Origin of the sequence: Neorhizobium galegae (assembly GCF_017877055.1) — a bacterium.
GTDB classification, from domain to species: domain Bacteria; phylum Pseudomonadota; class Alphaproteobacteria; order Rhizobiales; family Rhizobiaceae; genus Neorhizobium; species Neorhizobium galegae_D.
The window spans coordinates 1,662,356-1,687,313 of sequence record NZ_JAGIPG010000001.1; the positions used below are offsets into that span (position 1 = coordinate 1,662,356).

Annotated in this window: 31 protein-coding genes and 1 tRNA gene; 21 read left to right on the forward strand and 11 right to left on the reverse strand. The window is 61.9% G+C overall.

Annotated elements, in window-relative coordinates; genetic code table 11:
• The first annotated feature begins 148 nt into the window (after positions 1-148).
• The 4 genes from J2857_RS07740 to J2857_RS07755 all read left to right on the forward strand — a co-directional run bounded on the left by J2857_RS07740 (position 149) and on the right by J2857_RS07755 (position 3,724).
• Positions 149-682: a transglutaminase-like cysteine peptidase gene (locus tag J2857_RS07740; protein ID WP_432420151.1), complete on the forward strand. Its 534-nt coding sequence runs from the start codon at positions 149-151 to the stop codon at positions 680-682.
• 225 nt (positions 683-907) lie between these two features.
• Positions 908-1,642 carry a hypothetical protein gene (locus J2857_RS07745; protein ID WP_210009508.1) on the forward strand — a complete coding sequence of 245 codons (735 nt, stop codon included), beginning with the start codon at positions 908-910 and terminating at the stop codon, positions 1,640-1,642.
• Between the two features lie 277 nt (positions 1,643-1,919).
• Entirely contained in the window at positions 1,920-3,368 is a 1,449-nt protein-coding gene (locus J2857_RS07750; protein WP_432420143.1) for a D-alanyl-D-alanine carboxypeptidase, read from the forward strand.
• Between the two features lie 86 nt (positions 3,369-3,454).
• Positions 3,455-3,724, forward strand: coding sequence for a hypothetical protein (locus tag J2857_RS07755; RefSeq protein WP_210009511.1), 270 nt, complete (start codon positions 3,455-3,457; stop codon positions 3,722-3,724).
• A gap of 37 nt (positions 3,725-3,761) precedes the next feature.
• On the opposite strand, the gene J2857_RS07760 is transcribed toward J2857_RS07755, so the two are convergent.
• Together J2857_RS07760 and J2857_RS07765 are read right to left on the reverse strand one after the other, a co-directional pair.
• Positions 3,762-4,199 carry a DUF1489 family protein gene (locus tag J2857_RS07760; RefSeq protein ID WP_210009512.1) on the reverse strand — a complete coding sequence of 146 codons (438 nt, stop codon included), beginning with the start codon at positions 4,197-4,199 and terminating at the stop codon, positions 3,762-3,764.
• 71 nt (positions 4,200-4,270) lie between these two features.
• Positions 4,271-5,671 carry an L-serine ammonia-lyase gene (locus tag J2857_RS07765; protein ID WP_210009513.1) on the reverse strand — a complete coding sequence of 467 codons (1,401 nt, stop codon included), beginning with the start codon at positions 5,669-5,671 and terminating at the stop codon, positions 4,271-4,273.
• 527 nt (positions 5,672-6,198) lie between these two features.
• Between J2857_RS07765 and J2857_RS07770 the strand changes: the two genes are divergently transcribed.
• Entirely contained in the window at positions 6,199-6,897 is a 699-nt protein-coding gene (locus J2857_RS07770; protein ID WP_210009514.1) for a DUF599 domain-containing protein, read from the forward strand.
• A 23-nt stretch (positions 6,898-6,920) separates the two neighbouring features.
• Positions 6,921-7,907, forward strand: a complete 987-nt coding sequence (locus tag J2857_RS07775; RefSeq protein ID WP_432420144.1) for a DUF1624 domain-containing protein — start codon at positions 6,921-6,923, stop codon at positions 7,905-7,907.
• Positions 7,908-7,923: 16 nt separating this feature from the next.
• Here the strand turns inward: J2857_RS07775 and J2857_RS07780 are convergent, their stop codons facing one another.
• Together J2857_RS07780 and mgtE are read right to left on the reverse strand one after the other, a co-directional pair.
• Positions 7,924-8,316, reverse strand: a complete 393-nt coding sequence (locus J2857_RS07780; RefSeq protein ID WP_037082306.1) for a MerR family transcriptional regulator — start codon at positions 8,314-8,316, stop codon at positions 7,924-7,926.
• A 57-nt stretch (positions 8,317-8,373) separates the two neighbouring features.
• Positions 8,374-9,792, reverse strand: a complete 1,419-nt coding sequence (gene mgtE / locus J2857_RS07785) for a magnesium transporter (protein WP_210009515.1) — start codon at positions 9,790-9,792, stop codon at positions 8,374-8,376.
• 195 nt (positions 9,793-9,987) lie between these two features.
• On the opposite strand from mgtE, the gene J2857_RS07790 reads away from it, so the two are divergent.
• The 3 genes from J2857_RS07790 (at position 9,988) to J2857_RS31370 (ending at position 11,366) form a co-directional block, all read left to right on the forward strand.
• Entirely contained in the window at positions 9,988-10,479 is a 492-nt protein-coding gene (locus J2857_RS07790; RefSeq protein ID WP_210009516.1) for a peptide deformylase, read from the forward strand.
• A 67-nt stretch (positions 10,480-10,546) separates the two neighbouring features.
• On the forward strand, positions 10,547-10,801 hold the full coding sequence (locus tag J2857_RS07795) for a BON domain-containing protein (protein ID WP_210009518.1): 255 nt from the start codon (positions 10,547-10,549) through the stop codon (positions 10,799-10,801).
• Between the two features lie 73 nt (positions 10,802-10,874).
• A complete protein-coding gene (locus tag J2857_RS31370) occupies positions 10,875-11,366 on the forward strand; it encodes a BON domain-containing protein (protein ID WP_210009519.1) in 492 nt (163 codons plus the stop codon).
• Between the two features lie 13 nt (positions 11,367-11,379).
• Here J2857_RS31370 and J2857_RS07805 read toward each other — a convergent pair whose 3' ends face one another.
• The 3 genes from J2857_RS07805 to J2857_RS07815 form a co-directional block, all read right to left on the reverse strand.
• Positions 11,380-11,802 (reverse strand): OsmC family protein, encoded by a 423-nt coding sequence (locus tag J2857_RS07805; protein ID WP_210009520.1) that lies wholly within the window; start codon positions 11,800-11,802, stop codon positions 11,380-11,382.
• A 35-nt stretch (positions 11,803-11,837) separates the two neighbouring features.
• Complete coding sequence (locus tag J2857_RS07810) at positions 11,838-12,761, reverse strand: hypothetical protein (RefSeq protein ID WP_210009521.1); 924 nt, start codon at positions 12,759-12,761, stop codon at positions 11,838-11,840.
• 141 nt (positions 12,762-12,902) lie between these two features.
• Positions 12,903-12,987: transfer RNA gene (locus J2857_RS07815), tRNA-Leu, on the reverse strand.
• Between the two features lie 176 nt (positions 12,988-13,163).
• On the opposite strand from J2857_RS07815, the gene lipB reads away from it, so the two are divergent.
• The 12 genes from lipB (at position 13,164) to J2857_RS07875 (ending at position 21,930) form a co-directional block, all read left to right on the forward strand.
• Complete coding sequence (gene lipB, locus J2857_RS07820; protein WP_210009522.1) at positions 13,164-13,892, forward strand: lipoyl(octanoyl) transferase LipB; 729 nt, start codon at positions 13,164-13,166, stop codon at positions 13,890-13,892.
• A gap of 62 nt (positions 13,893-13,954) precedes the next feature.
• On the forward strand, positions 13,955-14,875 hold the full coding sequence (locus tag J2857_RS07825) for a DMT family transporter (protein ID WP_210009523.1): 921 nt from the start codon (positions 13,955-13,957) through the stop codon (positions 14,873-14,875).
• 160 nt (positions 14,876-15,035) lie between these two features.
• Entirely contained in the window at positions 15,036-15,689 is a 654-nt protein-coding gene (locus J2857_RS07830; RefSeq protein WP_210009524.1) for a hypothetical protein, read from the forward strand.
• Between the two features lie 137 nt (positions 15,690-15,826).
• Positions 15,827-17,095: a hypothetical protein gene (locus J2857_RS07835; protein WP_210009525.1), complete on the forward strand. Its 1,269-nt coding sequence runs from the start codon at positions 15,827-15,829 to the stop codon at positions 17,093-17,095.
• Between the two features lie 77 nt (positions 17,096-17,172).
• Positions 17,173-17,787, forward strand: a complete 615-nt coding sequence (locus J2857_RS07840) for a GNAT family N-acetyltransferase (RefSeq protein WP_210009527.1) — start codon at positions 17,173-17,175, stop codon at positions 17,785-17,787.
• A 104-nt stretch (positions 17,788-17,891) separates the two neighbouring features.
• Entirely contained in the window at positions 17,892-19,019 is a 1,128-nt protein-coding gene (locus J2857_RS07845; RefSeq protein WP_210009529.1) for an S-(hydroxymethyl)glutathione dehydrogenase/class III alcohol dehydrogenase, read from the forward strand.
• A 73-nt stretch (positions 19,020-19,092) separates the two neighbouring features.
• Positions 19,093-19,281, forward strand: coding sequence for a YegP family protein (locus J2857_RS07850; protein ID WP_210009530.1), 189 nt, complete (start codon positions 19,093-19,095; stop codon positions 19,279-19,281).
• A gap of 90 nt (positions 19,282-19,371) precedes the next feature.
• Positions 19,372-19,818 carry a YaiI/YqxD family protein gene (locus tag J2857_RS07855; protein ID WP_210009532.1) on the forward strand — a complete coding sequence of 149 codons (447 nt, stop codon included), beginning with the start codon at positions 19,372-19,374 and terminating at the stop codon, positions 19,816-19,818.
• Between the two features lie 17 nt (positions 19,819-19,835).
• Positions 19,836-20,498, forward strand: coding sequence for a DUF1345 domain-containing protein (locus tag J2857_RS07860; RefSeq protein ID WP_210009534.1), 663 nt, complete (start codon positions 19,836-19,838; stop codon positions 20,496-20,498).
• 19 nt (positions 20,499-20,517) lie between these two features.
• Positions 20,518-21,351 (forward strand): S-formylglutathione hydrolase, encoded by an 834-nt coding sequence (gene fghA, locus J2857_RS07865; RefSeq protein WP_210009535.1) that lies wholly within the window; start codon positions 20,518-20,520, stop codon positions 21,349-21,351.
• Between the two features lie 37 nt (positions 21,352-21,388).
• On the forward strand, positions 21,389-21,640 hold the full coding sequence (locus J2857_RS07870; RefSeq protein ID WP_210009536.1) for a toxin: 252 nt from the start codon (positions 21,389-21,391) through the stop codon (positions 21,638-21,640).
• A gap of 23 nt (positions 21,641-21,663) precedes the next feature.
• A complete protein-coding gene (locus J2857_RS07875; RefSeq protein WP_210009537.1) occupies positions 21,664-21,930 on the forward strand; it encodes a CopG family antitoxin in 267 nt (88 codons plus the stop codon).
• Between the two features lie 3 nt (positions 21,931-21,933).
• Here J2857_RS07875 and J2857_RS07880 read toward each other — a convergent pair whose 3' ends face one another.
• The 4 genes from J2857_RS07880 to J2857_RS07895 are packed head-to-tail and all read right to left on the reverse strand — an operon-like array spanning position 21,934 to position 24,929.
• Positions 21,934-22,422, reverse strand: a complete 489-nt coding sequence (locus J2857_RS07880) for a hypothetical protein (RefSeq protein WP_210009538.1) — start codon at positions 22,420-22,422, stop codon at positions 21,934-21,936.
• A gap of 57 nt (positions 22,423-22,479) precedes the next feature.
• A complete protein-coding gene (locus J2857_RS07885) occupies positions 22,480-23,271 on the reverse strand; it encodes an ATP12 family chaperone protein (RefSeq protein ID WP_210009539.1) in 792 nt (263 codons plus the stop codon).
• 12 nt (positions 23,272-23,283) lie between these two features.
• A complete protein-coding gene (locus tag J2857_RS07890) occupies positions 23,284-23,937 on the reverse strand; it encodes an HAD-IA family hydrolase (RefSeq protein WP_210009540.1) in 654 nt (217 codons plus the stop codon).
• The gene (locus J2857_RS07895; protein WP_210009541.1) at positions 23,934-24,929 is read right to left on the reverse strand and encodes an RluA family pseudouridine synthase; all 996 of its coding nucleotides are present in this window, start codon (positions 24,927-24,929) and stop codon (positions 23,934-23,936) included. The genes J2857_RS07890 and J2857_RS07895 overlap by 4 nt, the downstream gene beginning before the upstream one ends.
• Between the last annotated feature and the right edge of the window lie 29 nt (positions 24,930-24,958).

Consider the following 24,958-nt stretch of genomic DNA (forward strand, 5'->3'; position numbering starts at 1 on the left):
TTACTGCGATATTTTCCGGTCAATCAAGCGCTGTCTGGCAGTGTTCTTCCCACAACGGGGAGACATAAAAATGAAGTACAGCAAGGGACTGGGCCTCGCCGCCATCACCGCCGTCATCGCAATCTTTACCGCCGGAAGTGCGTTCGGCATGCAGGCCGGCTCCGTGCGTGTTCTCGGCCAGGCCAATCCGCCGCTCGGCCATTATGAGTTTTGCAAGACCTATGTCAGCGAATGCGCCGCGACCTACAAGGACGCCGGCCCGCTGGCCTTGACCGAAGACAAGTGGCGCACGCTTCTGGATGTCAACTACACGGTCAATTCCTCCATCACGCCGATGACCGATCAGGAAATCTACGGCGTCGAAGAACGCTGGGCCTATCCCCGCACCGTCGGCGACTGCGAAGACTTCGTGCTTCTGAAGCGGAAGATGCTGATGGCGAAGGGCTTTTCGCCGTCCGACCTGCTGATTACCGTCGTCCTGCAGCCGAATGGCGAGGGTCACGCCGTCCTGACGGTCCGCACCGATCGCGGCGACTTCGTGCTCGACAACATGCGCAACAAGGTGATGGTCTGGTCGGATACCGAATACACCTTTCTGAAGCGCCAGGCGAACGATGACCCTGCCCGCTGGGTAAAGCTGCAGGACGGTCGCGCCACCGCCGTGGGCTCCGTCGGCCAATAATCCCGCCTGCACGATGGCTGGGAGACCGCGGCGACCCGAGCCGCGGTCAATCTGAGGGACCGCGCATCTGCAGGCGATTGCCGAACTGTCCCGGTCCCGACTTGCTTTACGAAACGTTAATCATAACGATCCAGACTGCCGCCAAATCGCTTGGCCTCTTCCCGTATTCCTGTCCCATTCCGGCGCTGGCGAATCCCTCTCGAATGAGAACATGGAGCGCACGTCATGGCAGGTCCGGCCCGGAACCTCTCGGCTGCAGAAGATGCGCCGCTCCTGTCCAATCGCTTCGTCTATCGCCTGACTGTCGTCATCGCCGTCCTTGCCCTGTTGACGGCGGGGATCAGCATCAGTGGTCACTGGTTCGGCCAGCGTATCGCGCTTGCCGGCCATACCGACAGTACCGAAAAATTCCTGATCCGGATCGGCCAGGACAAGATCGAACTGCCGGCCAACACGATCCGCTTCCGCGACCAGCGCCGGGCGGGTATCGCCGAGCGCGTCGACCTCTATCTCACATGGCCGGAGCTCGAAGGTTACAGTGCCGGCCTGCGGTCGCGCTTCGATGATGTCGGCCAGTCTTCCTCGTTGATTTTCCTGCAATTGTCGCAGAGCACGATGTCGCGCGACATGTCCGGGCGGCTGGAGCCGATATACTCCAAACTGTTCGACGGCGAGCCGCAACCGGCGGCCTTCGGACTGACGCTTCACCGGCTGCGCGCCGACTCGGGTTACGGCAGCGAAGTCGTGCTGACGGGGCGGGTCGCCGGCGCACCGGATTACGTCGTGCGCTGCGTGCTGCCGGCTGCCGGAGACAAGGCGACCAGCGGCGACTGCCAGCGGGATATCCACATCGGGCAGGACCTGACGATACTCTATCGCTTCTCCAGCGTGCTTTTGAAGGATTGGCAACATATTGATGCCGCAGTTCGCCTCTTTGTCGAAAACCGGCTGGCGAAATAAGCGGCCGCGGACGGGTCGGGGTCCAAGCCTGAGTTGATGTCTAAAATGCAGCATATCTAAGCAAGCTGCTGTTCATCATAAACCTCTTGGTAACGCTAATCCCCTAGATTGACGGGTAACGGTCGTGGCGGGGGCGCGTCCGGATATGACTAATGTGATGCAAGCGATGAGTGCGGCAGTGTCGAAAAAAATGTTCTCTGCATCCCTTCCGAAAGGTGATGCGACGGTTCCGGGACGGTTTCTCGGTTTTCTCCTCACATTGGCTGTGGCGATTTCGATGTTTTCGACGCCTGCAGCTGCCGATCCGAAATTTGCTGGTATCGTCGTCGATGCAAAGACCGGTAGGGTTCTCTATTCCGAGGATCCGGATGGTCTGCGTTATCCCGCGTCGCTCACCAAGATGATGACGCTCTACCTGACCTTCGAGGCGCTCGAATCCGGCCGTATCAGCCTCGATACGCAGGTCCCGGTCTCCGCTCACGCCGCGTCCGAGCCGCCTTCCAAGCTCGGCGTCCGCGCCGGTGGCTCTGTCTCGGTCGACCAGGCCATCCGCGCACTCGTCACCCGCTCCGCCAACGACATTGCCACCGCTCTTGGTGAATTCATCGGTGGCTCCGAAGAGCGCTTTGCATCGTTGATGACCGGCAAGGCGCGTGCGCTCGGCATGACCCGCACCACCTATCGCAATGCCAACGGCCTGCCGAACACAGCGCAGATGACGACGGCACGCGACCAGGCCCGTCTCGGCATGGCGCTGCGCCAGCACTTTCCGCAGTATTACGGTTATTTCGCGATCCGCAGCTTCAATTTCGGCAAGCAGACGATCGGTAATCACAATCGCCTGGTTGGCAACGTCAAGGGCGTCGACGGCATCAAGACGGGCTACACACGCGCCGCCGGCAGCAATCTTGCCACCTCGGCCCAGCTCGACGGCCGCTCGATCGTCGCCGTCGTGCTCGGTGGCCGCTCCAGTGCGGCCCGTGATGCGACGATGCGCAAGCTGGTCGCCGACTACCTGCCGGAAGCGTCCCGCGGCGGCAACAGCAACCTGATCGCCCAGGCCGCTCCCGCTGCCCCGGTCGCACCCGCTCCTTCAGCGCCGGTCCGGGTCGCTCCGTCGGTTGCCGCGACGCAATCCGACGTGCGCCAGATGGCCGCCCTCGACCTGCCGCCGAGCGGCCCGCTGCCGGGCGCCCGTTATGGCGAACAGCAGGTCGCAGCCTTGGCTCCTGCTGCCGCATCGGCCTATGCCGCTGAGCCGGAGCAGAAGAAGGTCATCACCCAGGCGATGAGTTCGGCCATGGCAGGTGTTTCCGCCGTGCCGACGCCGGCTCCGGAATATATGCCGGCCCGCACCGAGGAAGCCGTGGCGCACCGCGCCGGCCGTTCGACCGTCGACGACGTGACAACCGCCTCCACCAAGGTGTCTGCCGTGTCCGCGAAGGCCACCCAGTCCGCCGCGGCGGCTTCGATCGCCTCCAACGGCTGGGTCATCCAGATCGGCGCTTCGCCGAACCAGAAACAAGCTCAGGATCTCCTGCAGAATGCGCAGGATAAAGGCGGCAAGGTATTGCGTTCCGCCAAACCCTTCACTGTCGCCTTCAGCAACAATGGCGAACAGATCTACCGTGCCCGCTTCGGCGGCTTCGACGACCAGAAGACGGCCATCGATGCCTGCAACGTGCTGAAGAAGAAGGGCATCAGCTGCTGGGCGTCGCTTCAGTGAGCGGCCGTTCCGGCAATCAAGGAAATGCCCGCGCCGATTCTGCGGCGCGGAGGGATCTCGAAAGTAACGCGTAGACGGGGTTTCCGATGATGATGAATGAAAACAGCGCAGAACTGGCCTTCAAGCCGGCGCAAAAATCCAGAGCGAAGGGCGTCGCCCTCAATCCGCTTCACGAGGCGGCCATGCGGCTTGCCGGTCTCGGCTTGAATCGCTCCAAGGAAAAGACCCGTGACCTGGTCTCCATGCTGCTCAGCCATGGTGCGCGCGCCTGGCGTCATTCCCAGCCGGAAGCCAATATCCACCTGCATATCGGTATCCGCGCCGGCCGCGCGCCGGTCCGCATCAAGCTTCGCTGATCAGGATCAAGCAGGGCCGATCAGCCGAGCCTTGCCGTTATAGAAGCCCAAGCTCGGCGAGTTCCCGCCGCAGATCTTCCGGAAGCGCCGCCACGTCCTCGCCCAGTTTGCCGAGGTCCCGCGGCGCTTCTTCGTTTTTCAGATACCGCCATCCCTGGAAGGGTCGCTTCGGCTGCGGCGCAGTTTCGATGACCTCCGGCCCGAGCACCAGCTGGCAGCGCTGGATGCCGTCGCCACCGGTGACCGTGCGGATGTCGAGCAGCTTCTGCCGCGCCATCACCTGCCCCTTGATCACCCAGTAGAGCGATCCGTCGTCGAGCAGTTCGTCCATGCGCTTCGGCACCATGCGGGTCGTATGGATACTGTGCGGTTCGAGGCCCGCGGCGATCGCATTGAGCGAGCGCTCGGCAACCCAATCCTGGAGATCCTGGATCGAGTCGGCGCCGACGCAGAGTTTGATAAGATGAAGAGCCATGGTTTGGTTGAAAACCTATCCGGGGGCGAGGTCAAGCGTTTGCTCGGCCCCCTCCACAGCGGCAAAACGACTCAGCATTCCACGACGTTGACGGCGAGGCCGCCGGTCGAGGTTTCCTTGTATTTCTCGCTCATGTCATTGCCGGTCTGGCGCATCGTCTCGATACAGGCGTCGAGCGGCACGAAATGTGTCCCGTCGCCCTTGAGAGCAAGCGAGGCAGCGGTCACCGCCTTGACGGCCCCGAGCGCATTGCGCTCGATGCAGGGCACCTGCACGAGGCCGGCGATCGGGTCGCAGGTCATGCCGAGATGGTGTTCCAGCGCGATCTCGGCGGCATTCTCGATCTGCTCCGGCGAGCCGCCCATGACGGCGGCAAGCCCTGCCGCAGCCATGGCGGCGGCCGACCCCACCTCGCCCTGACAGCCGACTTCGGCGCCCGAGATCGAGGCATTGTGCTTGATGATGCCGCCGATTGCGGCAGCGGTCAGCAGGAAGTTGTGGATGTCCGCCCGGGTCGCGTCGTCGTGGAAATGCAGGTAATAACGCACCGTCGCCGGAATGACGCCCGCAGCACCATTGGTCGGCGCCGTGACCACCCGCCCACCGCCGGCATTCTCCTCGTTGACCGCCATCGCATAGACTGAGAGCCAGTCGTTGGCGAGCAGCGGGTTCAGCCGGTTGCTGCGCCATTCCTCGTTCAACTTGTCGTGGATCGCCCGCGCCCGGCGCTTCACCTTCAATCCGCCCGGCATGATGCCGTCGACCTTGAGGCCACGGTCGATACAGCTCGACATCGCCTCCCAGATGCTGTCGAGGCCAGCATCGAGCTCGGCGGTGCCCATCTTCGTTTCTTCGTTGGCACGCTTCATCTGGGCGATCGTCAGGCCCGAACCCCGCGCCATGTCAAGCATCTGCTTGGCGGTGGCGAAGGGATAGGGAATGCGCGCGTCGCCCGCGGATTTCTTGGGCGCGCGCATCGCCTCGAGCTCGGTGTCCGTCACCACGAAACCGCCGCCGATCGAATAATAGATCCGCTTCAGGAGAAGCCGGCCATCCCGGTCGAAGGCTGAGAAACTCATGCCGTTGGCATGGCCCGGCAGAGGCTGTTTCTTGTCGAAGATCAGGTCGGTCTTCGGCTGGAATTCGTAAGCGGGATGGCCGGGCGGCGCCACACGGCCGGCGCGTTCCACCTCGGCGATGATCTCGTCCATCCGGTCCGGATCGACCTTGTTCGGCATTTCGCCGACCAGGCCCAATATCACCGCCCTGCCCGTCCCGTGCCCGATCCCGGTAAACGCCAGCGAACCATGCAGGCTCACCTTCAGTGCCGCGACATGCGCGCCGGTCGGCCTGGGCCAGTCGCTGGACAGGATGAGCTCCAGGAACCGGTTGGCGGCCGACATCGGTCCCATCGTGTGCGAGCTCGAAGGGCCGATACCAATCTTGAAGACATCGAAAACGGACAGGAACATGAGAATCCGTGCGGTAATGAGGTGATGGTCCAGCCTATGTCAGACCGCCGCCATGCCTTGGCGGGTGGCCGACATCCGGTGAAACGGCCGCGACATGATCTTAAAATAGAAACGGCGAGGTACGAATACCACGCCGAGGACCGAAATTCCGGAATTTCACCGCGACAATCGGATCATGGGACGATCAGATAGCGCCGAACAGATACGCGAGAGCCAAAACCCCTGCAAATCCCAGGAGTGCCTTGAAGGTCACGCCCCAGCAGGACTTCTGCACCGTATCTTCCATGTGATCTCCAGGTTCCTGCCGCATCGATCAACGTCCGCTCGGGATCGTCATCCCTAATGGTCTATTAAAATCCCATCGGCTTCGCAATCCGGAAAATGGCAAAAACATGGCGGAGGCCCTTAAGTGGTGGCTTTCGTAACGTTGCGCGCTGTTTGAGGTTCCATCCGTGTGCAGGAGGCTTGCCGCCGAAACGGAAACAAAGCATGACGAGACGGAGACCGATTCCAGACCGGTGAAGCCTATGACGAACGCTGACTATATCGCGCTTGCCCTCTTTGCCGTCCTTTGGTCCCTCTACTCCTGGGTGACCGCCGGCTCCGGCTCGCGGCTCTTTCCGCGAGCCAGCCTCAACCGGGCGATGGCCGAACGGCGGAAGGAATGGATCTACAATTCGCTCCGTCGCGACCTGAAGATGATCGACACTCAGATTTTGGCGGGCCTGCAGAACGGCACCGCTTTCTTCGCCTCCACGTCGATCTTCGCGATCGGCGGCTGTTTCGCGCTGCTGGGTGCCACCGAACAGGTGGAGGCGGTCTTCCGCGACCTGCCCTTCGTCGCCTACGGCGGCCGCACCGCCTTCGAACTCAAGGTCGCCGGTCTCACCTTCCTGTTCGGATATTCCTTCTTCAAGTTCGGCTGGTCCTACCGGCTGTTCAACTACTGCACCATCCTCTTCGGCGCCCTGCCGATGATGCACGACACCCATGCCGACCGGGCGGCGGCGGAGCGGGCGGCCGATCAGGTGGTGCGGATGAACACGATCGCGGCCGGCCATTTCAATTCGGGCCTGCGGGCGCTGTTTTTGTCGGTCGGCTATCTCGGTTGGTTCATCGGGCCCTATATGTTCATCGCCATGACCGTTGTCGTGGTCGTGGTCCTCACCCGCCGCCAGTATTTCTCCGAGGCGCGGCTGGCGATCATGGACCGCGGGACGCCCTGAAATTGGATCCGGAAAGACACGCAGTGACTGTTGCCGAAGCCCAGACCCCCGCCCCGCGCATGCCCCGCGTCACGCTGATCGACACGCTGCGCGGCGTCGCTTTGATCGCCATGGCGACCTACCATTTCACCTGGGATCTCGAATTTTTCGGTTATGTCGATCCCGGCACGGCCACCCAGGGCTTTTTCAAGGCCTATGCCCGCGCCATCGCCAGTTCCTTCCTGTTCCTGGCCGGCGTCAGCCTCGTCCTCGCGCATTTCCCGAAGATCCGCTGGCAATCCTTCTGGAAGCGTTTTGGCATGGTCGCAGGTGCCGCGGCCGCGATCAGCATCGCGACCCTGATCGCCTTTCCGAGCGAGTGGATCTATTTCGGCATCCTGCACAATATCGCGCTGTCGAGCCTGATCGGCCTCGCCTTCCTGCGGTTATCCCCATTGCTCACCGGAGCTGTCGTGCTTCTGGTCGTCGTCGCAATGATCGTCGACTACAGCCTTTTTCCCGGCGTCCTGGATTCGGCCCTGTTCAACGCCCGGTACCTGAGCTGGCTTGGCCTTGCTGAAATTCCGCCGCGCTCGAACGATTATGTGCCGCTGTTTCCCTGGATCGCCGCCCTGCTGGCCGGGGTGACGGTCGGACGCATCGCGCTATCGAGGAAATGGTTGCCGAGGCTCGCGGCAGTCCAGACGGAGCCGAACCTGCTCTCCAGGGCCGGCCGCCACAGCCTGATCATCTATCTCGTCCACCAGCCGGTGCTGATCGCGCTCGTCTACCTCTTTTCGCTGGTGCATCCAGCTCCGCCGCCGGACCCGCGGATCGGCTATGTCAGAAGCTGCGAGGCCGGCTGCACCGGCCAAGGCAACGACGCCGGCCTCTGCCAGAAATTCTGCGGCTGCACCGCCGACAAGCTGATCGCCCAATCCCTGATGACGCCGCTGCAATCCGGCGCCATCGCTCCGCAGGACGACCGGGTGCAGTCGCTCGCCGAACAATGCTCGATCGAGGCGCAATAGCCGGGTTTGTGGGAGATCAGGTGCCGACGCCGATTTCGGCAAGCCGGGTCAGGCAGGCTTCCTCGACATTGTCGAGTTCGCTCAGCGTGTCATCGATATCCTTGCGCTTCTGGCGCAGGTCGTTGCGCTTCTCGTCCAAGCGCGTCATCAGGAGCTTGAGCTGCCCCAGCTCTCCCGGCGGTTCCTTGTAGACCTGGATGATTTCGCGGATCTCGGCGATCGTGAAGCCGATCCGGCGGCCGCGCAGGATTTCCTGGATCAGCCGGCGATCCGTCGCCCGGAAAAGCCGCGTGCGACCCCGGCGTTCGGGGTGGATCAGCCCCTCGTCCTCATAGAAGCGCAGCGTGCGGGTCGAGACCCCGAATTCACGCGTCAGCTCCGTAATGCTATAATATTTGTTCACGATCATGTCCTGCTACTCGTCAGCCAAACTAATTGACTTTTACGTAACAGTCAATTTTGGCGCTCAGCGGAGCATGAACCACCAGGTCGCGAGGCCAAGAAACGAGAAGAAACCCGTCGTATCGGTAATCGCGGTCACGAACACGGCGGATGATACCGCTGGATCCGCCCCGGCACGGTCGAGAAGCAGCGGGATCATGATGCCGGCCATGGCAGCCGCAAACATGTTGATCAGCATGGCGGTGGCGATCAGCCCGCCGATATGGACGTCGTGGAACCACAGGCCCGCCACCATGCCGACGAGACAGCCGATCACCACGCCGTTGATCAGGCCCACCCCCGCCTCGCGTCGCGCGACGCGCCAGGCATTGTGGATGTCGAGATTGCGGGTCGCGAGCGCCCGCACCGTCACGGTCATGGTCTGCGAGCCGGCATTGCCGCCCATGCCGGCGACGATCGGCATCAGGATGGCGAGCGCCACCACCTGTTCGATCGTCGCCTCGAACAGCGAGATCACCGAGGCGGAAATGAAGGCGGTGAACAGATTGACCAGCAGCCACGGCACCCGCGACCGCGAGGTTTCGCGGACCGAGTCGGACAGTTCTTCGTCGCCGACGCCCGAGAGGCGCATGATGTCCTCTTCCGCCTCTTCCTGGATGACGTCGACCACGTCGTCGATGGTAAGCACGCCGACCAGCCGGCCGTTCTCGTCGACGACGGCGGCCGAGAGCAGGTCGTATTGCTCGAAGAGCCGGGCTGCCTCTTCCTGGTCCATGTCGGCCGGAATCGGGTAATTCGTCTCCCGCATGATCGTCTCGATCTTCACCTGCCGCTTGGCGCGCAGGATGCGGTCGAGGTCGAGCACGCCGAGCAGCTTGAAGGTCGGGTCGATGACGAAGATCTGGGTAAAGCTCTCCGGCAGGTCCTCCTCGTCACGCATGTAGTCGATCGTCTGGCCGACGGTCCAGAACGGCGGCACCGCGACGAATTCCGTCTGCATGCGGCGGCCGGCCGACTGTTCGGGATAGTCGAGCGCGCGGCGCAGCCTCACCCGCTCGGTGAACGGCAGCTGCGCGAGAATTTCTTCCCGGTCCTCGTGGTCGAGGTCTTCCAGAATGTAGACCGCGTCGTCCGAATCGAGTTCGCCGATCGCCGCCGCGATCTGCGCGTTCGACATCTGGTCGACGATCTCCATGCGGATCTTTTCGTCGACTTCGGTCAGCGCGGTCAGGTCGAAATCGTCGCCGAGCAACCGCACAAGCGCGTGGCGCTGGTCGGGCAGGATGGCTTCGAGCAGGTCGCCGAGTTCGGATTCGTGCAGGCGCGCCACATGGCTGCGCAGGAAAAGCGTGTCGCGATCGGCGATCGCCGCCCCGACCATGGCCAGGAAATCGGCACGGATCGAGCCGTCCTCGGAATAGATGTCGTCACCGGCATCGTCGGTCTTTGTGCGCAGGCGGTGGTCCTCGCCGATATCGCTCATCTGCCGCCCTCGCTGCTGGTATTTGACAAAAGGAGAATGGCGGCAAAAAACATATTGTCAACAACCGGATAGCCGCATCCGGCTCTATTGTTCATGCCACCGGTTTTCCTGCTAGAACAATTGCCGTTCCGGGTCCAGAGCGCATGGCGAAACGATGCGGAAAAAGCCCGAAGAGCAGCGAGAGGAGTTCGAAAAGTGGCCATCCGAACCATCCTGAAATATCCCGATCCAGGTCTGTCCAAACCCTGCGAACCGGTCACCATCTTCGATGCGAGCCTGACTGCCCTCGCCCACGACCTTCTCGATACGACGCGGGCGGCACCCGGCGTCGGCATCACCGCCGCGCATGTCGGCGTCTTCATACGGCTCGTGGTGCTGGAACTATCGAGGGAGAGTGGCCCGCGCTTCTACGCCAACCCGGAAATCCTGGCCTCCTCGGAGGAGTTGATGCGTCATATCGAGGGCAGCGTCTCCCTGCCCGGCGCCAATGACGAGGTAGAACGCCCGAAACGGATCAGGTTCCGCTACCAAGATCTCACCGGTGTCGTCCAGGAAGAGGATGCTGAAGGCTTTTATTCCATCTGCATGCAGCATGAGATCGACCAGCTCGACGGCATCTTCTGGCTGAAACGGCTGTCCCGCCTGAAGCGCGACCGGCTGCTGCGCAAATGGGACAAGGGAAAATAAGAGTGCGGCCGAACCAAATTCGTGTTCGCCCGTTGTCAGGTCGCAAGTCCAGCGAGGATCTACAACCATGACGACAGCAGACAAGACCCCAACTGAACTCGAGCGAAAAGTATCCGAGCGTCTGGCTGCACTGCCGGACGTCGATTCGTCGATGATCGAACCGCATGCCGAGGGAACCAAGGTCATCCTCGAGGGTTCTGTCGATACCGTGTTCTCGGCCCGCAAGGCGGTGTTGAGCGCGGAGACCGTGGATGGTGTACATGATGTCGAAAGCCACCTGACCCTGACGGGTCATGGGAATGGCGCATCCGCGAGCCACTGAGGCGAAAATACCCGGCGCATCGGCCTTTCAGGAGGGGTGCGCTGGGTCCGTAGGGGAATGATAGGAGACCGTGGTGCCGGGCAAGAAGAAAGCTGACGATATTTCCCGCGAGGAAGATTTCCGCGATTATGATGACCGGAATATCGACGAAGGCTGGCCCTACGACGATGCGGCCGGTGCCCGTCCCGTCGATAACGCCGCTTACGGCGATCCCAAGGCCAATTTCGATACGGAACGCAATCGGGGCTATCAGGTGGACAGCGTCGAGCGTGACGGATCGGAAGAGCGGCTGGTCGACAGCGTTCGTCCCGGAACGAAGGGTATCGAGGAGGCCGACGACCTCGAAGAGCGGATCACCGACGCGATCGAGGATTTGGATGTGATCGACATGGCGTCGATCGACGTGCATGTCGAGGACGGAACCGTCACGCTCGAAGGCGCGGTCGATGATGCGACAACGGCACGCAGGATCGTCCGCCGGATCCAACGGGTCGCCGGCGTCCGCGAACTGGTCAACAACCTTCGGCTCGAGGGCGTCGACAGCCACATACCCGACGACGATTGAGGCTGGACGGCGACTAGGCGTTCGTCAGCACGATATCCGGTGAGTTTTTCAGCGTATTGCTGACGGTGCAGATGTCCTCGGCCATATGGGCGATCTGACTTTTCTGTTCGTCGTCGAAGTCCCCTTCGACACGGAAATCCACGATAAATTTGGTGATCCGGGACGGTCCTTCATGGGCTTTTTCGCCGGTCACATGCACCCTCACCTCGCTCAGCCTGTCGAGAATGCCGAGCTTGCTCGCCGCGATCCGGCCGCTGAGCACGAGGCAGGCGGCAAGCGATGAAAACATCAGGTCGAGCGGATTGAACCCCGGCTCGGAAGCGCCCGTCACCACCTCAACCCGACCACCCGTCTCGCTTGTCACCTGCGGGTGACCGAGGCGTCCGAGGACGGCGGTCGCGCCGACCGGCCGTGTCTTTACTTTCAGTTCGACCATGGGCTTGTCCTTACCTTGCAGCATATGCACCGGGATCAGTCCATCAGATAGGCCTGCAATTTCAAGGTCGCATTCGGACTTTTGTCGCTATAGCCGATGACATCGCAATTCGTCTTGCTGCGCAACGGCGCCTTGCCATGCAGGAAATAGGTGGATGTTTGGGCCTGGTAATAGCCGATCACGAAATAGGGTGCCGGTTCGCAGCCCTTCTTGAACGTGTAGGCGACGCCGATCGCTTCGCCCATATGCTCGATCCTGCCTTGGAACAGCAGCGTGTTCGGCGGGATCGTACCGGCGATCGATGGTTTCGGATCATGATAGGTGATGAGCCCATACTTGTAGCTCACATGCATGAAGGAGTCGTTGTGGATGAACGGCTCGATATTCAGGCTGTTGTTGAGCGGGTGGTCCGTGTCTTTGGCAGAGGCGAGCGCGAAATCCCGCCTCTTGCCATATGGGTTGAATTCCGTGTCCAGCGTGGGAAAGCCCTGCGGGCAAAGCGTCGTCCAGAGGTGCGCAAGGGTAAGCCCGCCTGCCGCATTGTTGGGCTCGACGATCGAGCCGGTTTCGTCCTTGAAACGGAACCGTCCGGGCGCTCGAATATCGTCATGTTTCTCCCAGACCCCGGCAAAGGTAAATTTTCGCCCGCGAGGGTCGGTGAGTGAGCCGGCATCGCAGTCGGCGCCTATCTCCGCCTTGGTATTGTCACCGTCCAGGCTGGTCTTGATGCAGTCGTTGATCACCGCCTTGCCGCGCCCTAGAAACCAGTTTGAGCAATAGTCGCTGGCGTCCTTGGGCGTCATCTCGGCGAGGATATGGGCATTGGCCGTACCGATCCCCTCCGCCGCTTTCACGGAAAGCTCCGGCGAATGAGTCTCTATGGAGATCGTCTCGGCGGAAACGGCGACCGTAGTTGCCAGAAGGCAGGCAAATGCCTTTGGAAAAATGAGATTGTTCATGTCTTTCCCCAGATGTCCCGATCGACGGGATTAAGGGAAAAATCTAAAAGGAACGGGAGCTTGGTCGCTAAATTTTTACCGGCCGGTTCTGTCCGTCGTGATCCGGGCAACAAAAAACCCGCCGAAGCGGGTTTCTTATTTTGGTGCGGTCGAGAAGACTCGAACTTCCACGTCTTGCGACACAGCGACCTCAACGCTGCGCGTCTACCAATTCCGCCACGACCGCATCGTGGTAGATGCCGACTTGCGCCGGCGGGGCTGCATGTAGCAAAAGCATTTGGGGTGCACAAGTGCGCCGTGACAGATTTTTGAAGGATAAAAATTCCAGGTCCGAATGCCTATATAAACCGGGCCGAAACCGGCCTCTTGCCGCCCCCTTTTGTTTTTGCCAGAAGATTTTCCATGCTCACGCGCACCGATCTCGATCTCTCCATGCTGCCGCAGGCCGGTTCTCCGCCCGTGCGCTGGCGAATCTCCGATGGCCTGGTTCCCTATGAGGAGGCGGTGGCGGAAATGGAGCGCGAGGTGGCGGCGATCGCCGATGGCAGCGCCGACGAGCTCGTCTGGCTGCTCGAACACCCGCCGCTCTATACCGCCGGCACCAGCGCCGACACGGCCGACCTGATCGAGCCGGACCGGTTCCCGGTATTTTCTACAGGCCGTGGCGGCGAATACACCTATCATGGCCCCGGCCAGCGGGTGGCCTACGTGATGCTCGACCTCAAACGCCGGCGCCAGGACGTGCGCGCCTATGTGGCGGCGCTCGAGGAACTGGTGATCCGCACCCTCGGCATGATGAACGTGCGCGGCGAGCGGCGCGAGGACCGCGTCGGCGTCTGGGTGCGCCGGCCGGAAAAACCGCTGCTGCCGGATGGCTCGATGGCGGAGGACAAGGTGGCCGCGCTCGGCATCCGCCTGCGCCGCTGGGTCAGCTTCCACGGCCTGTCGCTCAACGTCGATCCGGACCTGACGCATTTCACCGGCATCGTGCCCTGCGGCATCAGCGCCTATGGCGTCACGAGCCTCGTCGATCTTGGCCTTCCCGTGATGATGGCCGATGTCGACATGCGCCTGCGCGAAGCCTTCGAGGAAATTTTTGGAGCCACAGCTTCCCATAGCGCCTCCTCCTGATCACGCCTTGAACATTGCCGAACGCTGTGGTTGAAGGACCCGGTTTCACGAAAGTGCCGGGCATGCGCTCTTCCACGTCTGAAAATCCGCTGAAGGGCATGGCCATCATGGCCACCTGCATGGTCATCCTGCCGCTGATGGATGCCATCGCCAAATACATGGCGACCTTCGAGGCGATGTCGCCTGGCCAGGTAACCTTCTACCGGTTCTTTTTCCAGCTCGTCTGCATCCTGCCGCTCGTCGTCCTCACGGGGGCCGCCATCTTCCGGCCGAAGCGCCCCTGGATGAACCTTTTGCGCGGCGTGCTGCATGCGGCGGCCAGCCTGATGTTTTTCGCGGCGGTCAAATACATGCCGCTCGCCGATGTCTTCGCCATCTATTTTGTCGAGCCCTTCATGCTCACCATGATGTCGGCGATCTTCTTGCGCGAAAAGGTCGGCTGGCGGCGGTGGCTGGCGATTATCGTCGGTTTCGGTGGTGCCATGATCGTCATCCAGCCGAGCTATGCGATCTTCGGCTGGACGGCGCTGCTGCCGGTCGCCTGCGCCTTCCTCTTCACGCTCTACCTCTTCCTCAACCGCGCGATCGGCGAAGCCGATTCGCCGCTCGTCATGCAGACCGTGGCAGGCGTCGGAGGAACGCTGTTGATGGCAGCAGCCCTGGTGATCGGGGATGCCGCAGGGGCTCAGGATTTTACGCCGTCGCTGCCCGCCTCCTGGCTCGGTCTCGTCCTGCTGATACTGCTCGGCTCGATCTCAGGCTACATGCATCTGCTCGTGGTCCGGGCCTTCCGGCTGGCGCCGCTTTCACTGCTTGCGCCCTTCCAGTATTTCGAGATCATCTCGGCGACGGTGCTCGGTTACGCGCTGTTCGGCGATTTCCCGAGCGCTTCCAAATGGCTCGGCATTACCGTCATCGTCGCCTCCGGCCTGTTCATCATCTGGCGGGAGCGTTCCAAATCGAAGCAGCTGGAGACGGTTTGACGACCTTGTTTCCCGCGTATTAACCCCGCTTCTTTGCTACCCCTCAACTTCTCTCATTTATTATCCCCCACATTCAGTTTCATGATGAAACGGAGAAATGAAGATGAGCGGATTCCGCTTTTCTTTTCCGGCATGTGTCATCGCCGGGAAGGGTCGGATTGTGGCCGACGATATTCTGATGCTGCGCAAATACGCGTTCCCGGATGGCATTTGCTCCTCCGAAGATGCGCTCGCCCTTCTTGCGCTGAATGATTCCTGTTCCGAACAAAGCCCCGAATGGTCGACCTATTTCGTCGAAAGCCTGACGGCATATCTCGTGCGTGGCACGAAGCCGCCGGGACGCATCGACGACGCGAAAGCCAGCTGGCTGATGCGCACGATCGCTGGCGACGGCGCCGTTCATTCGGCCGTCGAGCTCGAACTGCTGCTGCATGCCATGGAAGTCGCGTCCGAAGTGCCGGAAAACCTCTCGGCCTTCGCCCTCGACCAGATTCGCATGGCCCTCGAGCCGGGCGCGCGCGGCGCCTACCATGCCACCCGCCCGGCCTCTGCCGGCATCACCGCCTTCGATCTCGCCTATGTCTGGCGGGTGTTGCGCGGTGCGATGGAGCGTGGCCGGCTGATGCTTTCGCCGCTCGAAGCGCGGGTCCTGTGCGAGATCGACGAACTGGCCGATCCTGAGGCCAATCATCCCGCCTGGCGGGAGATGATGGCGGCGGTGGCGACCTATGAAAGGCCGAGGGAGGTGCTGCGCTCCGGCCCGTGGCTGGTGACCGATGCAGGGCATCGCCTGACGCAGGAAGTGGCGGCCTGACGAACCGTCGGGTCGCAACCCTCGCACGGCTGCTCATTCGCATTTTAGCGATTGGCTAAACCCCGTGGAAAATCAATCGGCCTAATGGTGTCTGTGATGATCGGCCAATGCCAAGCCGACAGGCTCCGGAGGTCGACATGACGCCCATTGTTTCAGCCGTCTTGCTGCTGACGATCAATCTCGGCTTTCTCTGGCTGCTGATGGCCGCACCCGTCGGCCGCCGCACCATCACGCTGCACCGGACACTCGAAATCTCCCCGGAGCGCCTTTGGAGCGCCTTTCACCCGGGCGGCGAGGAGGCGAGTTGGAACCCTTCGGTCCTCTCCTCAGGGGTGGAACAGAACTGCGGCGGCATCGAGATCGCCTACAGCCATCCCGACCGCCACGGCGCGCCGATCCGGAGGGTCTTCAAGGTGGAGGAGAATGTCGATCACTTCAGGCACAGTTACGAGAGCCGTGCACGCGTGATCGACGATACCGCACTCGATATTTCCGTCTGGCGCAATTTCGAGGAATATCGCGCGGTGTCGGCGGCGTCCGGCGGCTCGACGCTCACGCTTGCCCAGACGGACACCTATCGCGGACTGGCAGTCTACCTGTTTCGCTATTTCATGATCCGTCGCGAACTTTCGTCGCTGACCGCCTGGCTGAAGAGCGGCCGGCCGAAGGCGGGAGGCATGATCGAGCACCCCGTCACCCAGATAGGCCTGGCCGTCCTTTCTACGCTGCTGCTCTGGCCGTTTTTCGGGCTCACTCCTGCCGGCCTGACGATCTCGGTCATCCTCACCCTGGTCATCGTGCTGCACGAACTCGGACATCTGGCGGCTTATCGCGCCTTCGGGCATGAGACGGTCCGGATGATCTTCGTGCCGCTGCTCGGCGGCCTGGCGATCGGCGGCAGGCCCTATAAGAGCCGATTCGAAGTGGCGACCTGCGCGCTGATGGGCGCCGGCATGTCGGCATTCCTGGTCCCGGTCGTGGTTTCCGCTAGTCACCTGGCAAACAGCCGCATACTTCCCGTGGCATTGCGGGAGCCGGCGCTGGTTTTCCTGCTGATCCTCGGGGCCTTCAACCTCCTCAACCTTCTGCCCATGTACCGGTTCGACGGCGGCAGGATTCTAAGGCAGATCTTTCCGACCCGCAGCCTGCTCGTTGCCGGCAGTTTCGGCATCACGCTCCTGATGCTCTGGGTCGGTTACCGGATCGGGCTGCCGCCGACCGCCCTCATCGCGGCACTTGCGGTCTTCACGCTGATGAGCCTGATGGGCTTTTCGTCGGTCAAACCGCGCGAAAGCCTCGACCCCATGCATCCGGGCGAGCGGCTGATGGCGGGACTCGGCCTCTATGCAGCCGTCGCCATCCACTCCTACGGTATCATATATGCTTGCGACCGCCTTTTCGGCTGATCACCTGCTCTCGATATCACTTGCCATCGACGTCTCCGCCCATTGACATCGGCCCGCCCAGGGGCTCCAAAGGTTGCATGAAAAGCGAAAACCCCACTCTACCATCCGGCTATTCCGCCGTACCTCCAGGCAAGATCGCGACCGTCGTGACCTGCCTCGAAATGCTGGGCAGGCCGCGCAGGAAAACCACGCCGGCGCCGGACACCCTCACCCTGGAGCGCTGGCAGTCTCCCGCACTCGACGAATACCGCGCGCTGTTTCGGGCGGTCGGCGAGAACTGGATGTGGGTCTCCCGGCTGGTCATGGGGGATGACGAACTTGCCTCGGTCCTCAATGATCCGCAGGTCGAGATTTACGTGCTTCTCGACGGCGGCCGCCGCATCGGCCTGTTGGAGCTCGATTTCCGGGAAAAGGGCGAATGCGAGCTCGTCTATTTCGGTCTCGTCGCCGGTGCGATCGGCAAGGGCGCCGGCCGTTTCATGATGAACTGGGCAATCGAGAGGGCCTGGGCGCATCCGATCCGCCGTTTTTGGGTACATACCTGTCATTTCGACCACCCGGCCGCCATGCAGTTCTACCAGCGGTCCGGGTTCACGCCCTACGCCCTGATGGTCGAAGTGCTCGACGATCCACGCCTGACCGGCCTGACGCCGCGTACGACCTCGCCGCAGGTGCCGCTCATCGGACTTTGATCCGCTCGCCGAAATGCGACCCCGAACGGCTCGTTCCGACTTGAGCCGGCCCCCTTGCCCGTGCCAAGGTCGCGCCGAATCTATACGCCTCAAGGGAGAACATCATGGATATCCGCGCCGCCGTCGCCGTTCAGGCTGGCAAACCGCTCGAAGTCATGACCGTCCAGCTCGAAGGCCCCCGCGCCGGCGAAGTGCTGATCGAGGTGAAGGCGACCGGCATCTGCCATACCGACGACTTCACCCTGTCCGGTGCCGACCCGGAAGGCCTGTTTCCGGCGATCCTCGGCCATGAGGGTGCGGGCGTCGTCGTCGATGTCGGCCCCGGCGTCACCTCGGTGAAGAAGGGCGACCACGTCATCCCGCTCTACACGCCCGAATGCCGCGAATGTTATTCCTGCCTGTCGCGCAAGACCAATCTGTGTACCGCGATCCGCTCCACCCAGGGCCAGGGCCTGATGCCGGACGGCACCTCGCGCTTTTCGATCGGCAAGGACAAGATCCACCACTATATGGGCTGCTCGACTTTCGCGAATTACACCGTGCTGCCGGAGATCGCGCTTGCCAAGATCAACCCGGACGCACCTTTCGACAAGGTCTGCTATATCGGCTGCGGCGTGACGACGGGCATCGGTGCCGTCATCAACACCGCCAAGGTCGAGATCGGCGCCACCGCCGTCGTCTTCGGTCTCGGCGGCATCGGGCTCAACGTCATCCAGGGGCTTCGCCTTGCCGGCGCCGACATGATCATCGGTGTCGATCTGAACAGTGACAAGAAGGCCTGGGGCGAACGCTTCGGCATGACCCATTTCGTCAACCCGAAGGAAGTCGACGGCGACATCGTTCCCTATCTCGTCAATCTGACCAGGCGTGGCGCCGACCACATAGGCGGGGCCGACTACACGTTCGACTGCACCGGCAATACCAAGGTCATGCGCCAGGCGCTGGAGGCCTCGCATCGCGGCTGGGGCAAGTCGGTAGTGATCGGCGTTGCCGGCGCCGGCCAGGAAATATCCACCCGTCCGTTCCAGCTCGTCACCGGCCGCAGCTGGATGGGCACGGCGTTCGGCGGCGCCCGCGGCCGTACCGACGTGCCAAAGATCGTCGATTGGTATATGGAGGGCAAGATCGAGATCGATCCGATGATCACCCACACCATGCCGCTCGAAGACATCAACAGAGGTTTTGAGCTGATGCATGGCGGCGAATCGATTCGCAGCGTAGTGATTTATTGAGCGATGTTCCAACACGCTCCGATACTGCGAATAGACCTAGGATTTAACTCCGTTTAATGTGAGGGACGCAGAGATGTACAAATTCGAAATCTACAAGGACAAGGCCGGGGAATACCGTTTCCGCTTCAAGGCTGCGAACGGTCAGACCATGTTCTCGTCCGAAGGCTATTCGGCCAAGGCTTCCGCCGTTTCGGCCATAGAATCGATCCAGAAGAACGCGCCCGGCGCAGCGATCGACGACCAGACGACCGCCGTAGCCTGAGACGGCTTCCTGCACGCAGCCCGCCCTGTCGGGCTGCGTGGCTTCCCGCAGTTTGAGGCGCCGATCGGGCTGGGGCCGGAATATCCATCCATGATCTATGTCGACGCCGATGCCTGCCCGGTCAAACCGGAGATCCTGAAAGTGGCGGAACGCCATGGCCTGGAAGTGACCTTCGTCGCCAATTCCGGCCTTCGCCCCTCCCGCGACCCGATGGTCCACAACGTCATCGTCTCGGCCGGTTTCGATGCCGCCGACAACTGGATCGCCGAACGCGCCGGACCCGCCGATATCGTCGTCACCGCCGACGTGCCGCTGGCGGTACGCTGTGTTGCGGCCGGTGCGCTGGTGACCGGACCGACCGGCCGCGTCTTCGACGAAACCAATATCGGCATGGCGAGTGCCATGCGCGATCTTGGGGCACATTTGCGGGAAACCGGCGAGAGCAAGGGCTACAACGCCGCCTTTTCACCGCGCGACCGATCGAAATTCCTGGAAACGCTGGACAGGCTCTGCCGCCGCGCCAAATCAGCCACGTGAGCGATCGGAAGACCTTGATGCCGAGCCCCTGGCGCAGACTGAACTATCACAGGCATGGACCGTTCTTCGCGGGCACGATCGCCTCGCTCGCCTGCCTGCCGTTCCTGATCCTCTATGTGCCGGAGCTCGCACCCGGCATCACGGTCATCGTCTTCTTCCTGATCTATCTTGTCTTGATGGCGGTGCGCATCCCGAAACTCGATGGCGGCACGCTGCGGGGCAAGGGGCAGAACGACGACGAACCGGCCCCGGTCATCCTCGCCGTGACGTTGCTTGCGGTTGCCGCTGCCGTCGTTTCGCTGTTCGAGGCGTTGAACCGTTCGCAACCGGCGGGTCTTGCCGCCGTCTCGCTCGCCTTCGGATCCGTCGTGCTCGGCTGGCTGACCATCCACACCATGTTCGCCATGCACTATGCCCATCTTTTCTGGCGGCCTGACGAGCAGGCGCAAGAGAACGAAGGAAAGCGCGGCGGCCTCGATTTCCCCGAAACGGACGAGCCCGGCGCCTATGATTTTCTGTATTTTTCCTTCGTGATCGGCATGACCGCCCAGACGTCGGACGTCCAGATCACCACGACCGGCATGCGCCGCATCAACCTGCTGCATGCGGTCGTATCCTTCTTTTTCAACACCGTCCTTGTCGCCGCGGCCGTCAACGCCGTCGTGTCGATGGGCAACTGATGCCATCCAAGGAGCACCGATGAAGGTCCTTTCCCAGAACACCGCCTTCGGCGGCATGCAGGGCGTGTTCATGCACCCGTCCGAGGCCTGCAACTGCGAGATGACGTTTGCCGTCTTCGTGCCGCCGCAGGCGATCAAGGAGCCCTGCCCGGTTGTCTGGTATCTGTCAGGCCTCACCTGCACCCATGCCAATGTCATGGAAAAGGGCGAATACCGGCGGATGGCCGCCGAGCTCGGCCTCATCGTCATCTGCCCGGATACCAGCCCGCGCGGCAATGACGTGCCCGACGAGCTCACCAACTGGCAGATGGGCAAGGGCGCCGGATTCTATCTCGACGCCACGGAGAAGCCCTGGGCCGAACACTACCAGATGTACACCTACATCACCGAGGAACTGCCGAATTTCGCCAGCCAGCATTTTCGCATGGACATGGACCGCCAGGGTATTTTCGGCCATTCCATGGGCGGTCACGGCGCCATGACCATCGCGCTGAAGAACCCGGAGCGCTTCAAGAGCTGCTCCGCCTTCGCGCCGATCGTCGAGCCATCGACGGCCGACTGGTCGGCGCCGGCCTTCGAGAAATATCTTGGCCCGGACCGCGCAGCCTGGCGGCAATACGATGCCTGTGCCCTGGTCGAAGACGGCGCCCGCTTCCCTGAGTTCCTGATCGACCAGGGCAAGGCGGACGGCTTTTTGGAAAACGGCCTGCGCCCCTGGCTGTTCGAGGAGGCGGTCAAGGGAACGGATATCGACGTGACGCTGCGCCTGCACGAGCGCTACGACCACTCCTATTATTTCATCTCGACCTTCATGGACGACCATCTCCGCTGGCACGCGGAACGGCTGGGCTAAGCTTGATCAACAGCAGGCTCGGATATATTCCATATGCATGGAGATTCACTGGTCGGACGAAAAGAATGATCTTCTCAAACAGAAGTTCGGGTTCGGCTTCGAGAGGATCGTGATCGCCTTGAGTGAGGGCATGCTCCTTGATGACCGCCGCCACGTGAATATCGAGCGGTATGCGCATCAGCGTCAAATGGTCGTGGAAATCGAAGGCTATGCCTTCATAGTACCTTATGTCGAAACGGAGGAAGGGGTTTTTCTGAAAACCTTTTTCCCCAGCCGCAAGGCAACCTGAGACTATCTGAGGGGTGAGAAGCCGTGAGCAAGGGCAAACTTGGCAGTGAACTGAGCGAGCAGGAAATCATCGCGCTCTCGGAGACCGACGAATGGGTGCCGGTTGATGAAATCGAAGAACGCAAACGTCTCTGGCAGGATGCTGCGCGCAACGCGATCGATGGCAAGCGGCAGAGGATTTCCATTTCCATTCCGGAAAGAGATCTCGCGCGCCTGAAAGCCAAGGCGCTTGAACAGGGCATGCCCTATCAGACGCTGATCAATTCGATCCTGCACAAATACGTGTCCTAAGTCTCACGGAAACAGCGCGGTCGCCATGGTTGGGCGGCGCTGGCCGTCGAGGCGGAATTCGCCGGAGATGCGGTCGGCGATCTTTTCGGCGAGGTCACGGTCCGCGGTGTCCCCGTCCAGCAGGTAGATCGAGGTCTTGAACGTCCCCTTGGCGACCGGTTCGCCGCTGTTGACCGAAATTGCCTGCACCGTCACCTTCGCCTCATGCCGGCTGCCGATCAGCATCGGAACATGCGACATCTCGTCGATCCGCACCGAAATGATCGTCCGTGGCAGGGCGATCGATCTGGTGGTTGCCCGGATCGCCTCGTCGACCAGCATGTCGGTGGCGATCACCAGTCCTTTCGGCACGTCGGGCCGTGCGGTCACGAAGGCGCCGCGCACGTCGTAAAGAAGCTTCTCCTGCGCCGTGTTTGCCTGTTCCAGACGGAACGACATCAGCGGCAAGGCCGTCAGCACAATGAAAGCGAAACGAAACAGGCGACGGAACATGAACGGACCCGGAAAACGGCACGTTCCGATGTTCCAACGAACAGGGTTATAGAAGCATTAAACGGCGGGCTTCAAAGCAAGAAAAGTTTCGGTTGCGGCCCGCATTTCTTCAAGCCGTTTTGCTCGACGATGTTCGGCCTCCGCGTCCGTACCCCAATGTTCGTTCGTCCAGTCCTCGTCGAGATGGGCGAGCGCCCAGGCCTCGTCGGCAGTGAGCCGGCCTTCCGCGAAGGCGAGCGCCAGGATCGCCGAACCGGTCAGCGTCGTTACCGTGTGGAGGACGGCGAGTTCGATCGGCGTATCGTATTTCTTCAGCGTCACCGCGAAGGCGGCGGTCGCCTCCTTCGGCTGCTCCTGGGGCATCACACCCTCGACCAGGATGAAGCGCGCGCCGCGTTCGTTCGCGGCCCAATCGATGATCGGATCCCAGAGTTCGTTCTGGCGCGCGACCAGGTTTTCCGGCGCCTCGGCGCGATAGCAGAGCATGTCGCTCGAGGAGAACCGCAGGATATCCTCGAACACCGCTTGGCGGTCGGTGGCGATGCCGTCGATCGCGGTATTGACGAGCCGCGTCACCGGCATGGTGCCGGGATCGATGACATCCACCTGGTTCGCCCACTCGTCGCGGATCAGTTCTGCAAGCCGGGCGGTCGGAGCGACCAGCCCGTTCTTGGCAGGCGTCCTGACCGGTCGTCCATCGAGATGGATGGCGTGGCCGCCCTCGCCTTCGGCAACCGACACTTCCTTATAGAAGCGTTTCGGCAGCGGCTTGTGCATCTGGATCTGAGCCCGCCGCGTCGGGTCCGGATGGCTCAGTGCTTCGGAGGGATCGGGAAACATGTCACGCATGGAAATAAAACCTCAGCCGATATGGCTCAGCAATTCGCTCGGATGATGGATGATGGCGTCGGCTCCGGCCTTGTTCAGCTCGTCCACCGAGGCGTAACCCCATGCGACGCCGATCGCCGTGGCGCCGGCCGCCTTCGCCATCTGCATATCGTAAATGGCATCGCCGATGACAAGGGTGTCGGAAGGCTGCATGCCGGTCTCGTCGCAGCATTCGGCCACCATCGCCGGGTGCGGCTTCGACGGGCAATCGTCGGCGGTGCGCGACACGGTAAAATACCTGTCGAAACCATGCGTCTCCATCACGAGCTTCAGGCCCCGCCGTGATTTTCCGGTCACCGCGCCGATCACCAGGTCCGCGCGCGGACCGATCGTGTCGATCAGCTCGCGGATCCCTCCGAACAACGGCTCCTTGAAGCCGAGATCCTGGCGGACGACGGCAAACAGCGTCTTGTAATAGGTCATCATCTCGACGGCTTCGTCGTCCGCATGCGGCTTGCCCTGCATGCGGGCGATCGCGATGTCGAGCGTGAGCCCGATGATTGCCTTGGTGTCTTCCACCATCGGTTCCGGCTTGCCGAAATGGGCGAAGGTGCGGCGCATGGTTTCATGGATCAGGTTTGCGCTGTCGACCAGCGTGCCGTCGCAATCGAAAAGGACCAGTTTCATTCTTCGTCGTCTTCCCTGCGGCCGTTTTCCATGTCGAAGCCGAGAAGGTTCCAGCTCTGCACCATATGCGGCGGCAAAGGTGCCGTGACCTTCAGCCGCCCGCCATTCGGATGCGGAATGTCGATATGGCGCGCGTGCAGATGCAGCTTCTTCTGGATACCGCCCGGAAAATCCCAGTTATGGTCGTCGTCGAAATATTTCGGGTCGCCGATGATCGGATGGCCGATATGCAGCGCATGGACGCGCAACTGGTGGGTACGGCCGGTATAGGGCTCCATCTCCAGCCAGCAGAGCGTCTGCGCCGCCATTTCCAGCACCCGGTAATAGGACACCGCGTGGTCGGCGCCGTCCTCGCCGTGTTTCGCGATCCGCATGCGGTCGCCATCCGGCGTCTGTTCCTTCACCAGCCAGGTGGAAATCTTGTCCTCGTGTTTGCGCGGCACGCCCTTGACCAGCGCCCAATAGGTCTTCTTGGTGTCGCGCTCGCGAAATGCGGCCGTCAGCTTCTGAGCAGCACCGCGGGTGCGGGCGATCACCAGCACGCCGGATGTGTCGCGGTCGAGCCTGTGCACCAGCCGCGGCTTTTCGCCCTTCGGGCTTATCCAGCTGTCGAGCATCTGGTCGATATGGCGCGAGACGCCTGATCCGCCCTGCACCGCAAGGCCGGCCGGCTTGTTGAGCACGATGACCTTCTCGTCCTCGTGCAGCACCATCCGCGACAGAAGTTCGAAATCGCTGGAATGCTTGAGGTCCTTGCCGGCGATCGGCCCGGTCTTTTTCGCATCGACCTCCATCGGCGGAATGCGCACCGTCTGGCCCGGCTGCACGCGGGCGTCGGATTTTACCCGTCCGCCATCGACGCGCACCTGGCCGGAGCGCAGCAGTTTCTGCAGCGGCCCGAAGCCGAGGCCCGGATAGTGGATCTTGAACCAACGGTCGAGCCGCATGCCCGCTTCGTCCGCTTCGACGCGGATATGCTCGATGCCTGCCATCAAAGCTCTTTCATATCTGGATGTGGGCC